Here is a 14,206-nt window from a genome sequence, read left to right on the forward strand (position 1 = left end):
CTAGTTACCCGGGGTCCTTCACCAATGCCAGCAGGGAACGCCAGCGTGGGTCCGCGGCATCCTCGGCCCATTCGAAGCCGGCCATCTCGGTGGTGATGATCGTGGACCCGGCGCCGGCCAGGCGGGCCAGCGCCGCCTCGCGGTTCGCAGCGCGGCGCGAGCCCATCGCGTCCCGCACCGCCCAGACGCGGCGGCCCAGGCCCAGCAGGCCCAGCGCCGTCTGCATCACGCAGACATGCGCCTCATAGCCGCAGACCACGATGTCGGTGCGCTCGGCCGGCAGGGCGTCCCGGAAGGCGGGCGTGCGGCAGGCATCGAAGCTCGTCTTGTGGAAGGTCGCCTCGCTCAGCGCGGCGAGTTCCGGCAAGAGGGGCCCGATGCGGTCCGGGCAATGCTCGGTGGCCCAGACCGGGATGTCGAAGAGCCTGGCGAGGTTGGCGAGGCGCAAGGCCTCCCGCACCACGGCCGGCCCGCCCTCGATGGCGGGGTGCAGCTTGCCCTGGAGGTCCACGAGGAGCAGCAGGGAGGTCCGGCGGTTCAGGGTCAGCATGGCATGCGCTCCAGCAGGCGTTGCATCAGGCCGCGCGCGGGCAGCCCAAACAGGCGCAGGCGACGGGTTTCGGACAGCACCAGGAGGCCCACCGCCTGGGCGAAGACCTCCGCGACCAGCGCATCGGGCTCAGGCACGGTGGCGGCTGCGCGGATGGGTGCCAAGGCCTCCAGCAACAGGGCGTTCAACTCGGGGTCCACCCCCTGCCCGAGCCCGCGCGGCGCAGGACCGCCAGGGCCGAGATAGAGGCCCAGCGCCAATTCCTGCGGACGCGCGGCGTAGAAATCGAACAGCGCCATCGCGCCCTGCCGGAAGGCGTCCGGCCCCTGCGCGGCGGCGGCGATGGCAACCGTGAGATCGGCGAGCGAGGCGCGCAGCAGTTCGGCATAGATCGCCTCGCGGCTGTCGAAGTGGAAATAGAGCGCGGCCGGCGTGTAGCCCGCACGCGCCGCGATGGCCCGCAGGCTGGCGCCCTCCAGCCCCTGCTCGGCGAAGACCTCGCGCGCTGCATCGAGGATGCGCTGCCGGCCCAGTTCCTTTTTCGTCGAAGCGCTCATTGACCCCGATAATCGAACAGCGTTAGATTTTTCGCAAGCCCAAGGGAATGAGAGAGGGAAACGCCACCATGCTGATGTCCGCCGAGGCCTATCGCGACTCGCTCCGCGCGCTTTCGCCGCGCGTCTTCGTCAATGGCCAGCAGGTGAAGAGCGTGGCGGATGAACCGCTGCTGGCGCCGGGCATCAACGCGCTGGGCGTGACCTATGACTTCGCGCTGCGCCCCGAATACGAGAAGCGCATGGTGGCCACGCAGCAGGGCTCGGGCCGCGTCACCAATCGCATGCTGCATGTGAATGGCAGCACGGATGACCTGCTGACCAAGCTGGAGGCGGTGCGTCTGCTCTGCCGCGAATCCGGCTGCGCCCAGCGCTACCTGGCGCATGACGCGCTGAACGCGCTGCACCAGGGCACGAAGCGCGCCGATGATGAGCATGGCGGCGAGCGCCATGCGCGCTTCCTCGCCTACCTCGATGATGTGCAGGCGCGCGACCTCTCGCTCGGCATCGCGATGACGGATGCGAAGGGCGACCGCTCCAAGCGCCCCGGCCAGCAGGTCAATCGCGACGTGCATGTGCACATCAAGGAACGCCGTGCGGATGGCATCATCATTCGCGGCACCAAGGCCATCGTCACCGGCGCGCCCTACATGCACGAATTCCTCGTCATGCCGTGCCGGACCATGACGCCCGAGGATGCCGATTTCGCCGTCTGCTGCGCGGTGCCGGTGGATGCGGAGGGTGTCACCATCGTCTCCCGCCCCGCCGGCCGCCCGGGCGAGGCCGCGGCCCGCTTCAGCAACACGTATGGCCAGTCCACCGGTGTGGTGATGTTCGAGGATGTCTTCGTGCCGTGGGAGCGCGTCTTCTTCGCGGGCGAGACGGTCGAGGCCGGCTTCATGACGACCAGCTACGCGACGCATCACCGCCATTCCTGCATCGCCGCCCGCGCCGGCTTCGGTGACCTGCTGATCGGCGCCGGCGCCCTGATGATCGAGGCGAACGGCCTGGACACCGACCGCCACGCCCATGTGCGGGATGCGATGGTGGACCTGATCAAGATCGTCGAGGGATTCTACGCCTGCGGCGTCGCCGCCAGCGTCTATGGCACGCGCGACCCCTCGGGCGCGGTGATGCCCGAAACGGTGTTCAGCAACATCGGCAAGCTGCTGCTGGCGACGCAGATCTACGACATGCATCGCCTGGCCCACTACGTCTCGGGTGGCCTGATCGTCGCCCTGCCCGGCCCGGATGAGGACCACAACCCCGAGACAGCCGCCTCACTCTCCGCCGTGCTCGCCGGTCGCCCCGACATCCCGGCGGAGAAGCGCCTCGACGTGGCGCGCTTCATGGAGGACCTCACGGCCTCCAACCAGGGCGGCTGGTATTCCGTGATCTCGCTGCATGGCGGCGGCAGCCCGGAGGCGATGAAGCGCGAGATCTGGCGCAACTACCCGGTGGAGGAACGCAGCGCGCTGGTTGAAAGGCTGCTCGACCGCGGCATCCTGGACGAAGGGAAGCGCACCTCGAAGCAGCCCGGCCGCTGCTGCGAGACGGGCTGCGAACCACCCGCCCTGCCCGCCCGCAACGCGGCCGAATAGGCCGCGCGGCCGGGCCCGCCTCAGGCCGCGCGGATCGCGCCCAGGAAGCCATCCACCTTGCCGCGCAGCGCGATGGCCTGCTGCGACAGCCCAGCGGAGGCATCGCGCAGCTCTGTGGTGGCCGCCGCCGTCACTTCCGCTCCTTCGCGCACCTGCGCGGTCTGGCGCGAAACCTCCTCCGTGCCGCTGGCCGCACGCGAGACAGCGCGGCCAATCTCCTTGGTCGCGGCCGCCTGCTCCTCCGCCGCCGCGGCCACCTGCTCGGCGATGGCGCTGACCTCCGCGATGGTGCGCCCGATGCCGCGCACCGCTTCCGCCGCCCGGCCCGTCTCCTGCTGCATCGTGCCGATCTGCTCGCGGATCTGCTCGGTGGCCTTCGCGGTCTGCGCTGCCAGCGCCTTCACCTCGCCCGCCACCACGGCGAAGCCCTTGCCGGCATCGCCCGCGCGCGCCGCCTCGATCGTGGCGTTGAGCGCGAGGAGGTTGGTCTGCGCCGCGATGGAATTGATCAGGCCGACCACGTCGCCGATGCGCTGCGCGCCTTCAACCAGGACGCCCACGGCGGCATCCGTCGCGCGCGTGTCCTCGGCAGCCTTGGCGGCGATGCGCGCGCTCTCCGCCACCTGGCGCGCCACATCGGCGATGCTCGCCGCCAGTTCCTCCGTCGAATTGGCCACCAGGCCCACCTCCTCGAAGGCGCTGCCCGCGGCGCGGGCCATGTCCTCGGCCCGGTCGCGCGCATCCGTGGCGGCGTGGCCCAGGCGATCGGCCGTGTCGTCGAGCGGCGCGGCGGCGGCGGCAAAGGCGCCCAGCGTCTCCGCCACCTCGACCTCGAAGGCGCGGACCAGGCCTTGCGTGCGTTCGCCCTCGGCCAGCTTCGCGGCCTGCGCGGCGGCGGCCGCCGCTTCGGTGGCGCGGGCGACCTCGGCCTTTCGCCGCAGCACTTCCAGCGCGCCGGCCATCTGGCCGATCTCGTCCCGACGTCCCTCATGCGGGATCTTCCGCGCAAGGTCACCCTCGGCCAGATGCTGCACGCTGCCGGTCAGGTCCAGCACGGGCGTCACCACGCGCCGGCGCAACAGCACCGCGAGGCCCGCCAGCAACAGCCCGACCACCAGCGCCCCGGTCAGCACCATGGCGAGGCTCCACCAAGCCGCGGCTTCCGCGGCGCCGGCTGCGGAGACCGCTTCCTCAAGCGCGGCGTCGCGCAGCAGCAGGAGCTGCTGCAGCGCGGGCGTCGCCCAGGCGGTGAAGGCGTCACCGCTCAAGGGATAGGCGGAGCCCGCGCGGCCCGCCGCGATCAGCGCATCCGTCATGCGCATCGCCTCGCCGAAATAGCGCGTCTGCACTTCGGCCAGGGCCTGTGCCACGCGTGGCGGCTCACCGAGCATGCGGGCCACCATGCGCGCACGGTTCCACCCGCTCTCCACCGCGAAGCTCGCGCCGGCGATCGTCTCCAGTTCGGCCGGCGTCAGCGCGCGGCCGCTGTTCAGCGCCGTGCCCACGGCGACGATCCGGCGACTGGCCGCGTCGCGGACATCCCAGGTGATACGCGCGACGAGCAGCAGGCCCTCAAGCCCGCCGCCTGCCTCGGCCACGGCTCGGTGGCTGCCATCCAGCAGCTGGCTGACGCTCGAAAGCATCGCGGTATAGGCCGCCTGCGGCCGGCCGCGGATGGCTGCCTCGCGCGCGGTCAACGGCTGCTCCGCCGCGGGGCGCAGCTGCGCACGCAGGGCGGTAAGTTCGGCCGGGATGCTCTCCAGTCGCCGCAGGCCGGCCTCCAGACCGGCGGCGCGCAGCGCGTCCAGCGTCCGCTGGAGAGCGGCATCGGTCTCGGTCTCCAGCGCGCGCAGCCGCTGCATGACGCCGGAATCCGCCGCGCCGGCCGCGTTCATGCGGATGACGTAGTTGCCGCGTTCGATCACCAGCCGCTCGGTCAGGCGCAGCAGATCGGCCGAGACCGCGACATGCCCGGCCGCCTCACGCGCACCCTGCGCCTTGCGCCACTCGCTCCAGGCCAGGCCGCCCGCAACCAGCGTTGCGACGCAGCCAATGGACAGCATTGCCAGGTTGAACAGGGTTCTCACGCGCATCGTCATGCATCCTCTTCGACGAGATGCCGGCAGACTTAGGTCAGAGGTCTTGCCGATGCGTGAATCCCGCCGTTAACCGCGATTTCATGCCCGCCGGCCTATTGCCGCCTGGTTTGCCGATGACGAGGTCCCCGAGCATGTCGAACGAGATCACGCCTGCCCTGCAGGACGCCCTGGCCGCTGCCGTCGGTGCGGCCGTCCGGGCCGAGTTCCAGCCGCTCTTCACTGAAATGAACCGCTTCCTCGACCGTCGCATCGCGGAACTGAGCGCGGAGCTGCACGCGAGCGTCCAGCTCGCCGACATGAGCGAGGAGCGCATCACGCAGGAATTGACCCAGATGCATGAGCGCATCGCGAACCTCGTCGCCGCGCCGGCCGAGGCCAGCCGCAACAGCGGCGTGGAGCTGGAGGCCGTGGTGATGGCGACGGAATCCGCCGCCAACGTCATCCTCGAAGCGGCGGAGGCGATCCAGGACTGGATCTCGAGCGGCCAGCGGGACGCGGCGGGCATGCAGGACCTGGCCGAAAAGGTGAACGCCATCTTCGAAGCGTGCAGTTTCCAGGACGTGACTGGCCAGCGCATCCGCCGCGCGATCCAGCACCTGCAGCAGGTAGAGACCATGCTGGAACGCGTGCTGCCCGGCCAGGCGCGGGCGGCCGAAACCAAGGTGGTGGTCCGCACGCAGATGCAGACCGTGGCCGCCGCGCCCAACGCCGCCGACCTCGCGCAGGCCGACATCGACGCGCTGCTCAACGCCTGAGGCGCAGCATCCAGGCGATCAGGCCAAGGCCGCCGGCCACGGCCAGCATGACCACCGCCAGCGCATTCGCCTCGGGCGTCATGCCCAGGCGAAGCTGTGAGAAAAGATAGACCGGCAGCGTCGTCGCTCCCGGGCCGGAGACGAAGCTCGCCAGCACCACATCGTCCAGCGAGAGCGTGAAGGCGAGCAGCCAGCCCGCCGCCAGGCTAGGCGCGATCAGCGGTAGGGTGATGGTGCGGAACACCACGGCCGGGCTGGCGCCGAGGTCCGAAGCGGCTTCCTCGAGCGATGGATCGAGGCCCGCGAGCCGCGCCTGCACCAGCACGGCCACATAGGCCATGCCGAGCGCGGCATGCGCCAGCCAGACGGTGACGGCACCACGCTGCGCGGGCCAGCCCGTGAGCGCCTGAAGGCCGACGAAAAGCAGCAGCAGGGCCAGACCCATCACCACCTCGGGCAGCACGAGCGGCGCGCCGGCCAGCACGCCGAAAAGCGGCCGCCCCGCAAAGCGCCCATGCCGCGCCAGCACCCAGCCCAGCGCGAGACCCAGCAACGTCGCCAGCGTGGCGGAGGCCGCGCCGATGCGCAGCGACAGCCATGCCGCCTCCAGCAGCCGCTCATTGGCTGCCAACGCCTGGAACCAGCGCAACGAGAAGCCGCCCCATTCGAAGGGCACGCGGCTGCCCGAGAAGGCATAGGCCGACATGAGCAGGATCGGCGCCCAGAGGAAAAGCAGCCCGAGCGTGAGCAGAGCCCGCCTCATCGCGCCACCGAAAGCCGCTGGTAGAGCGCGATGGGCAGCAGCAGCAGCGCCAGCAGTGCGGTGGAGAGCGCAGCCGCCGCCGGCCAGTCGCGCGTCTGGAAGAACTCGCCCCAGATGGCGCGGCCGAAGAGCACGGAATCCGGCGCGCCGAGCACCTCGGGGATCACCACCTCGCCCGCCGCGGGAATGAAGACCAAGAGGAAGGCGGCGCCGGCGGCAGGCGCGGCGAGCGGCAGGGTGATGGTGAAGAACACCGTCCAGCGCCCGGCGCCGAGATCGGCCGCCGCCTCCTCCAGCCGCCGGTCGCGCCGGGCCAGCGTGGCGGTCAGCGGCAGCACCGCGAAGGGCAGGTACCCATGCACCATGCCGAGCAGCATGGCGCCCTCGCTGTAGAGCAGTGGCATGGGCTCGGCGATCAGCCCCACATGGAGGAGCGTCGCGTTGATCCAGCCGCCATCGCGCAGCAGCCCGACCCAGGCGGCGAGGCGCAGCACGAAGCCGGACCAGAAGGGCAGCAGCACCAGGGCCAGCAGGGGCGCCTGCCAGCGCGGCGCGGCCGAGGCGATGCCGAGCGCCATGCCGAAGCCCAGCACAAGGCAGAGCCCCGCCGTGATGGCCGCAAGCCGCAGCGAGCGCAGCGCGGCATCGAGGTAGTAGGTGTCGGCAAACAGCAGACCCCAGGCCTCGAAGCTCCCCTGCCAGCCCTCCCGCCCGATGGGCGGGATGACAGGCGGCACGCCGGGCGCCGAGGTGCCGAAGCCCATGCCCAGCACGATGGCCAGCGGGGCCGCCACCAGCAGCAGGAGCGCAAGCCAGGCGCCGGCGCGGATCATGCCAAGAGCGGCGCCAGCGCGGCGGCGTCCCATGCGAGGAAGATCTCCGCCCCTGGCACGGGCAACGCCGCGCCGGCCGGCAGGACGAGACGCAGCCCCTGCCCCTCCGCCTCGGCCAGCAGCAGGACATCGCCGCCGCGGAAGGCGATGTCGGTGACGGTGGCACGCGTCCCATTCACCTCCGGCAGGCTCTCCGTGATGCGGATGCGCTCGGGACGCAGCGCATAGGCGGGCGCGGTCGCGTCCGTCCGCAAGCGGAAGCGCCCGGCCTCCAGGACATTGGCCGCACCCAGGAAGCGCGCGACGGAGCGCGTGGTCGGGCGCTCATAGAGCTCGCGCGGCGCCGCCACCTGCGCGATCCGCCCGCCCTCCAGCACTGCCACCCGATCCGCGAGCGAGAGCGCCTCCGCCTGGTCATGCGTGACCATCACGAAGCTGGCGCCGAGCCGGCGCTGCAGCGCGCGCAATTCCAGGCCCGTGCGTTCCCGCAGGCCGGAATCGAGCGCGCCCAGCGGCTCGTCCAGCAGCACCAGCGGCGGCCGGCGTGCCAAGGCGCGGGCCAGCGCCACGCGCTGCTGCTGCCCGCCCGAGAGCTGCTGCGGGCGCCGCGCCTCCAACCCTTCCAGCCCCAGCAGCGCCACCAGCTCCGCGACACGCGGCGCGGGGTCGCGTTCGCCCGCGCGGCGCAGGCCATAGGCGATGTTCTCGCGCACGCTCATATGCGGGAACAGCGCGTAGGACTGGAACATCATCGCGAGGTCCCGCCCGGGCGGCGGCAGGTGGGTAATGTCGCGCCCGCGCAACGTGACGCGGCCCGCATCCGGCGCCTCGAAGCCGGCGATCACGCGCAGCAGCGTGGACTTGCCCGAGCCCGAGCCACCCAGCAGCGCGAAGAACTCGCCCGCGCCGATCTCGAGCGAGAGGGCGTCCAGCGCCAGGGTGGCGCCGAAGCGCCGCGTCACGCCCTCCAGCGCGAGCAGCGTCACCGGCCGGCCTTGAACCGCGCCCAGAGCCGCGCCCGCGCGCGTTCGCCGGCCTGGGCCGGCGTGCCGGCCACGAAGCTCAACGCCAGCGCTTCGGCCGGGGGGAACACGCTCGGATCGTTCGCCACCTCGGGCGGCAGCAAGGCGCGCGAGGCGGGGACGGCGTTGGGATAGCGCACCTGGCGGGTGATGCCGGCCATGACGTCGGGCTGCAGGATGAAGTTGATGAAGGCATGGGCGGCATCGGGGTTCGGCGCATCAGCCGGGATCGCCATCATGTCGAACCAGAGCTGCGCGCCCTCGCGCGGCATCACATAGGTCACCTCATGCGTGCGCCGTGCCTCGCGCGCGCGAGCCGTCGCCTGGATCACGTCGCCCGAATAGCTGAAGGCGAGGCAAATCTCGCCCGCCGCCAGCGCATCGATGATGGCGGGTGGCGAGGGGATGGAGCGCAGGAAGGGGCGGATCGCGAGCAGCGCGCGCTGGGCGGCATCGAGATCGGCCTGGGTGGTGCTGTCGGGATGCCGGCCCAGATGGCGCAGCACGGAGGGCAGCACATCCACGGCGCTGTCCATCACCGCGATGCCGCAGCGCGCGATGCGGCGCGCATGCTCGGGATTCAGCAGCAGGTCCAGGCTGTCGAGCGGCGCATCGGGCGCGAGTTCGCGAATGCGCGCGGCGTTCATGCCGAGGCCGACCGTGCCCCAGAGGTAGATCACGCCATGCCGGTTCTCCGGATCCACGCTCGCGATCCGCGCCATCAGCGCCGGGTCGAGGTTGGCGGCATTGGGCAGCCGGGCACGGTCCAGCGGGCGCAGCGCGCCGGCGCGGACCAGGCGATTGAAGGCGGGTTCGCTGGTGGGGACCACAATGTCATAGCCGGAGCGCCCTGCGGATAATTTTCCTTCCAACGTCTCCAGCGTGTCATAGACGTCATAGCGGACGCGGATCCCCGTCTCGCGCTGGAAGCGCTCGATCGCGTAGGGATCCATGTAGTCGGCCCAGTTGTAGATGTTCAGCGTGGGTTGCTGCGCCTGGGCGTTGAGGCCAGTGAGCAGCAGGACCAAGGTCAGCAGAAATCGGCGCATGGGGCGGGCTCCGCATCAGGGTGCTGTGCCTAATGGCGCAGGCGCGTCGGTTCCACAATATCCGCTTTTTTTCCTTGACGTTCTTTATTTGTTCTCGTAAAGAAGGCGGGCCAAGGGGTGAACTGCGTCCAGTGCCGCGCCCCGGGCCGCACCCCTCCCTCCCCTTCCGATGCACCCCGCGCGCCCGCGCGGCTTGCCGCCCTCATGGCTTAGGAGACGCACGCCCATGCCCTTCATCGCTAGCGACCTCGTGCCGCTGATCCAGACCGCGCGCTTCAACCTCTGGCACTACCGCAGCACGGATCTGCAGGCCGCCATCACGACGGCCGGCTATTTCGCACCCGCCGCCGCCACGCTCCGCGCGGGCGACCTGATGATCGTGCAATCGGCCGATGCCATGGCCATGCTGCCGGTGCGCAGCAATGCGGCGACCGGCCCCGGCGTCACGCTCGACGGCGCGGTGGCGCCCATCGCGCTCACCCGCTCCATCGCGCAGACGCTGCGCATGGTGCAGGCGGCGGGCGCCGTGGTCTCGACCATCATCCTCGCGCCGCTCATGGCCGGCATCATCGTCGGCACCTCCATCCCGGTGCAGGCGCAGGTGACCGGGCCGATCCAGCAGGTGGTGATCACGCTGCGCAACGCGCAGAACCAGATCATCCCTCCCGCGGTGCTGGTGAATGTGGATCAGGGCTATGTCACGGCCACCCTGCCCACGCCGCCGGTCGGCACCGGCTACCGCATCCGGATCGAGGATGCGCTGGACACCGGCGTCGTCGCCACCTCGCGCAGCTTCAACATCCTGCCCGACCTCCGCCTGATCCTGATCGAGGACGGCGCGAAGCTGCTGCAGGAGGACGGCTCCGCCATCTCCCAGGGCTGAGCCACCGCGCCGCCCCCACACCTTCCCCCAGACCGGACGGAGCCCCATGCCCGACCTCAAGATCAGCGAATTGCCCGCGGCGACGGCCGTCGCGGATGCCGACCTCACGCCCTTCGTGCAGACCTCGCCCACGGCGGCCACGCGGCGTGCCACCCTGTCGCAGATGCGGCGCGCGGTGCTGGCCGACCGCGGCGTGGACGTGCGCGACTTCGGCGCACTCGGCAACGGCACGACCAATGACGCGCCCGCGATCCAGGCCGCGATCAATGCGCTCGGCACCGCCGGTGGCGTCGTGCAGTTCGGCCCGCGCACCTATCGCCTCGCCACCGCCATCACCATCAGCAGCGGCGCCGTGCGGCTGCAGGGCGCGGGCTTCAGCGAAGGCGGCAGCCCCGGCCAGGGCACCTGGCTCACCGTGGACCAGACGGGCTTCACGCCCTTCACCTTCACCGGCGTCGGCGCCCGCGGCTCGGCCGTCTGCGACATGGCCTTCCGCCAGAACCACACCGCCGCGCTGAACGCGAGCTGGGCGCCCACGAACTATGACTGGCTGTTCCGCGTCACCGACTGCCTGGGCGGCGTGGATTTCGACAACATCATGCTCTCGGCCGTCAATCGCGGCATCTTCGTGCGGAATTCGGGGCGCACCGATTTCCGCCGGATCCGCGGCCAGGTCTTCACCGCGGGCATCGAGATCGACGAGGGCTACGACACCTCGCGCATGCTGAACCTCCATTTCTGGCCCTTCTGGTCGGCCGACGACAATGTGGTGCGCTGGCAGCAGGCGAATGGCGACGCGCTGATCTTCCGCCGCTGCGACGGCGTCTTCGTGGACCAGGCCTTCGTCCTCGGCTACCGCTCGATGTTCCGTTTCACGTCCTCCGCGGCGGGCTTCACGCAGAAGTTCAGCATCGGGCAGGCCTATGCGGATTTCGTGCGGCACGGGATCTGGATCGACGCCGCGGGCACCGACGGCCAGGTGGATGCCATGACGGTGCAGTGCGAGATCTTCAACGCCGGCGGCGCGCCGCTGCCCGGCTCCATCGGCATCTACGTCAACACCAATGCCAGCCGCGTGCAGATCGGCACGCTGCGCATCGACGATGCCGAGGATAATCCGATCCGCATCGAGGGCAGCGGCAACCGCATGGACGTCGGCGCCCTGCGCTGCGTGAACTTCAACCTGCGGAACAATGGCGCGGCAGCGCTGCACATCGCCAATGTCGCGAGCGGCACGCCCAACCGCGTGAACCTCGCGAGCCCGCCGCTGCTGGAGACCGCCAATCCGGGTCCTGTCTTCAACGCCGGCAGCAATGGCTCCGTCGGCCTCCAGGCGCCGGCGGGCGAGGCGGCGCGACCCGGCCTCTCCCTCGCGCAGTCCGATACGGGCCTCTTCCTCCCGGCGGCCGCCACGCTCGGCGTCAGCGCGGGCGGCGTGGAGCTGGCCCGCATGGCGAGCGGCACGGCGAGCCTCGGCGCGGTGAGCGGCGCCCATGGCCTCGAGGTGACGACGCCGGCCAGCACGGTGAACCGCCCCGAGATTCTCGGCGGCGTGACCGGCACCCCCGCACGGACCGGCTGGCGGGCGAAGGGATCGGACGCGAACATCTCGGCCATCATGCAGCCCAAGGGCACGGGGGCCGTGCTCGCCCAGTTCCCCGACAATGCGGTGGCAGGCGGCAATGCACGCGGCGCCTCGGCCACCGATTGGCAGACGACGCGCACGGCGGCGGGCCAGGTGGCCTCCGGCACGCAGAGCACGATCGGCGGCGGGGCCAACAACACGGCCAGCGGCCTCAACAGTGTCGTCTCGGGCGGCACGACCAATGTCGCGTCCAGCACCAACACGGCGATCGGCGGCGGCAGTTCCAACACGGCCTCCGGCAACAGCGCCTATGTGGGCGGCGGCAACTCGAACATCGCGAGCGGCGGCTTTGGCTGCACCGGGGGCGGCTTCACCAACACGGCCAGTGGCGCATCCGCGACGGTCGCGGGCGGCAGCACCAACACGGCCGGCGGGTCACGCTCCTGGATTCCGGGCGGCGGCCAGGCGACGACGCGCGGCATCGCCGGGCGCGGGGCCTGGGCGGGCTCGCAGATCGCCAGCCAGGGAGATGCCCAGGCCGGCGAGCACGTGCTCTGCCGCCAGACGACCGACGCGACCGCGACGCGACTGACCTCCGACAACGCCGCGCAGGGGGCCACCAACCAGATCATCCTGCCGAACTTCAGCAGCTATGCCGGCACGCTCACCGTCGTCGCCAAGGCGACGGGCAGCACGGCGGCGGCGACATGGCGGCTGAATGTCTCGGCGGTGCGCGGCAACGGCGCGGCGACCACGACCCTCTATGAGGGCGCGGGCAGCGCCATCGCCCCCACCGCCAGCAGCGGCACCGGCAGCGCATGGCGCCTCGACGTCGGCGCTGACACGGCCAATGGCGGCATCGCCGTCACCGTCACGGGTGCCGCCGCCACCACCATCAACCACTCGGCGCGCTTCGCGAATGTCGAAGCCACGACCGCCAGCTGACCGCAGGAGAACCCCATGGCCTTCCTCATCCCGATCGAGATCAACGACACCGGCGCCTTCGCCGAATATTGGCGCCTGACCCATGTGCAGGTGGACCGCGTGGCCGGCGTCGTCGAGGCGCAACTGCACGGCTATCGCGACGAGGCGGCCCGCCGCGCCGGCAAGGCGCCGCTCGACCGCCTGAGCTTCCGCTTCGACCAAGCGACGCTGGAGGACCCCTACACCCTCGCGGTGGAGGACCTCTACCGGACCATCCGCCTGCAGCCCGAGGCGGGCGGCGCGCCGTCGCGCTTCGCCACCGCCACCGACATCTGACCCTGAGCGAGAAGGAACGATCCCATGAGCTCCCTCACCGATTACGCGAAGAACGTTCTCACCCGCGCGTTGTGCGGCCGCTCGCCGGTGCTGCCCACCGCGGTCTTCCTCGGCCTCGGCACTGGCGGCAGCGATCCCACGGGGATCAGCGGCGAGGCGGTGGGCAATGGCTATGCCCGCCAGCGCGTGACCTTCACGGGCACCGGCGTGCAGCAGAACGCGGAGGCGGTTCGCTTCACCTTCACCGCCGCCGCCGGCAGCTTCTCCCATGTCGGGCTGTTCGATGCGGCGAGCGGCGGCAACGCCCTGACCTGGTCCCCGCTGACCTCGCCCGTCGCCATCGCCGGGCCGGGCACGGTGACCATCAACCCGGGCGCCTTCACCATGACCGGGGACTGACAAGATGGGTTGACAGGAGTTGTGTCACCAAGCTTGCAACTCGGAGAATGTCAGGCTTATTCTCTGCCTCGGTTGAGGGAGAGAATAAGCCGTGAACCCGCTCGACGCCACCCATAGCCTGGTCCGCGACACGCAGCCGGCGGAGCCGTGCTCCACCTGCGGGAGCCGGGTGGCAGGCCTGTGCCACAGGCTCGACGCTTCGGCGCTGGACGATATCTCGGCCGATTCGCAGCGCTTCCACCTGGCGGCCAAGAGCGTGCTCTTCCGCGAGGGCGATCCGGCCCAGCGGGCCTATTCCATCGTGGAGGGCGTCGTGAAGCTCTCCCGCCTGTTGCCCGACGGGAAGCAGCAGGTGGTGGGCTTCCGCTTCGCTGGGGACATCCTGGGCTATGGCGCGGGCCAGACCTATCCCTTCGACGCCGAGACGCTGACCGGCGGCCATTTCTGCCGCATCGAGCGCGGCCGCCTGGATTCCCTCCTGCGGCTCTACCCGCAGATGGAGCGTCGCATGCTCGACCTCTGCCTGCGCGAATTGTCGAACACGCAGGACCAGCTGGTCTCCGTCGGCCGCCGCTCGGCCGAGGCGCGGGTCGCGAGCTTCCTGATCGGCCTGGTCGAGGCCTACCGCCAGCGCGGGCCGCTCCCGACCGACCTTCCCATGCCGATGACGCGCAGTGACATCGGCGATTTCCTCGGCCTCACCCTCGAGACGGTGAGCCGCAGCTTCGCCTCCTTCAAGCGCCAGAAGCTGATCAGCGAGCCCGGGCACCAGACGGTGCGGATCCTCGACATGGAGGCGCTGCTCCGGCTGACCGAGGGCGAGACGGCCGGCATGTGATCCGGGAGCGGCACG

General features: G+C 70.9%; 14 protein-coding genes. 7 read left to right on the forward strand and 7 right to left on the reverse strand.

The window, feature by feature from the left end; genetic code table 11:
- Positions 1–4: 4 nt before the first annotated feature.
- Both R9Z33_RS21760 and R9Z33_RS21765 read right to left on the reverse strand, forming a co-directional pair.
- The gene (locus R9Z33_RS21760; protein ID WP_318648671.1) at positions 5–550 is read right to left on the reverse strand and encodes an isochorismatase family protein; all 546 of its coding nucleotides are present in this window, start codon (positions 548–550) and stop codon (positions 5–7) included.
- On the reverse strand, positions 544–1,107 hold the full coding sequence (locus R9Z33_RS21765; protein WP_318648672.1) for a TetR/AcrR family transcriptional regulator: 564 nt from the start codon (positions 1,105–1,107) through the stop codon (positions 544–546). Before R9Z33_RS21765 ends, R9Z33_RS21760 begins: the two co-directional genes overlap by 7 nt.
- Before the next feature lie 68 nt (positions 1,108–1,175).
- On the opposite strand from R9Z33_RS21765, the gene R9Z33_RS21770 reads away from it, so the two are divergent.
- Positions 1,176–2,705 carry a 4-hydroxyphenylacetate 3-hydroxylase family protein gene (locus R9Z33_RS21770; RefSeq protein ID WP_318648673.1) on the forward strand — a complete coding sequence of 510 codons (1,530 nt, stop codon included), beginning with the start codon at positions 1,176–1,178 and terminating at the stop codon, positions 2,703–2,705.
- Between the two features lie 20 nt (positions 2,706–2,725).
- Here the strand turns inward: R9Z33_RS21770 and R9Z33_RS21775 are convergent, their stop codons facing one another.
- Entirely contained in the window at positions 2,726–4,798 is a 2,073-nt protein-coding gene (locus R9Z33_RS21775) for a methyl-accepting chemotaxis protein (RefSeq protein WP_318648674.1), read from the reverse strand.
- Between the two features lie 137 nt (positions 4,799–4,935).
- Between R9Z33_RS21775 and R9Z33_RS21780 the strand changes: the two genes are divergently transcribed.
- Positions 4,936–5,559, forward strand: coding sequence for a hypothetical protein (locus tag R9Z33_RS21780; protein ID WP_318648675.1), 624 nt, complete (start codon positions 4,936–4,938; stop codon positions 5,557–5,559).
- Here the strand turns inward: R9Z33_RS21780 and R9Z33_RS21785 are convergent.
- Genes R9Z33_RS21785 through R9Z33_RS21800 form a run of 4 tightly spaced genes read right to left on the reverse strand, consistent with a single transcriptional unit; the run spans position 5,549 to position 9,226 of the window.
- Positions 5,549–6,322 (reverse strand): ABC transporter permease subunit, encoded by a 774-nt coding sequence (locus R9Z33_RS21785; RefSeq protein ID WP_318648676.1) that lies wholly within the window; start codon positions 6,320–6,322, stop codon positions 5,549–5,551. The two genes, R9Z33_RS21780 and R9Z33_RS21785, sit on opposite strands and share 11 nt — an antisense overlap.
- Positions 6,319–7,155 carry an ABC transporter permease gene (locus R9Z33_RS21790; RefSeq protein ID WP_318648677.1) on the reverse strand — a complete coding sequence of 279 codons (837 nt, stop codon included), beginning with the start codon at positions 7,153–7,155 and terminating at the stop codon, positions 6,319–6,321. Before R9Z33_RS21790 ends, R9Z33_RS21785 begins: the two co-directional genes overlap by 4 nt.
- A complete protein-coding gene (locus R9Z33_RS21795) occupies positions 7,152–8,141 on the reverse strand; it encodes an ABC transporter ATP-binding protein (protein ID WP_318648678.1) in 990 nt (329 codons plus the stop codon). The genes R9Z33_RS21790 and R9Z33_RS21795 overlap by 4 nt, the downstream gene beginning before the upstream one ends.
- Positions 8,138–9,226, reverse strand: coding sequence for an extracellular solute-binding protein (locus R9Z33_RS21800; RefSeq protein WP_318648679.1), 1,089 nt, complete (start codon positions 9,224–9,226; stop codon positions 8,138–8,140). The genes R9Z33_RS21795 and R9Z33_RS21800 overlap by 4 nt, the downstream gene beginning before the upstream one ends.
- 226 nt (positions 9,227–9,452) lie before the next feature.
- Here R9Z33_RS21800 and R9Z33_RS21805 point away from each other — a divergent pair, with 226 nt between their 5' ends.
- The 5 genes from R9Z33_RS21805 (at position 9,453) to R9Z33_RS21825 (ending at position 14,191) form a co-directional block, all read left to right on the forward strand.
- Complete coding sequence (locus R9Z33_RS21805) at positions 9,453–10,109, forward strand: hypothetical protein (RefSeq protein ID WP_318648680.1); 657 nt, start codon at positions 9,453–9,455, stop codon at positions 10,107–10,109.
- A gap of 46 nt (positions 10,110–10,155) precedes the next feature.
- Complete coding sequence (locus R9Z33_RS21810) at positions 10,156–12,639, forward strand: glycosyl hydrolase family 28-related protein (RefSeq protein WP_318648681.1); 2,484 nt, start codon at positions 10,156–10,158, stop codon at positions 12,637–12,639.
- A gap of 15 nt (positions 12,640–12,654) precedes the next feature.
- Positions 12,655–12,954, forward strand: a complete 300-nt coding sequence (locus R9Z33_RS21815; RefSeq protein WP_318648682.1) for a hypothetical protein — start codon at positions 12,655–12,657, stop codon at positions 12,952–12,954.
- 24 nt (positions 12,955–12,978) lie between these two features.
- Entirely contained in the window at positions 12,979–13,353 is a 375-nt protein-coding gene (locus R9Z33_RS21820; RefSeq protein ID WP_318648683.1) for a phage tail fiber protein, read from the forward strand.
- A 91-nt stretch (positions 13,354–13,444) separates the two neighbouring features.
- The gene (locus R9Z33_RS21825; RefSeq protein WP_318648684.1) at positions 13,445–14,191 is read left to right on the forward strand and encodes a Crp/Fnr family transcriptional regulator; all 747 of its coding nucleotides are present in this window, start codon (positions 13,445–13,447) and stop codon (positions 14,189–14,191) included.
- Positions 14,192–14,206: the final 15 nt, after the last annotated feature.

Source organism: Sediminicoccus rosea, assembly GCF_033547095.1.
Classification (GTDB): Bacteria; Pseudomonadota; Alphaproteobacteria; order Acetobacterales; family Acetobacteraceae; genus Roseococcus; species Roseococcus rosea.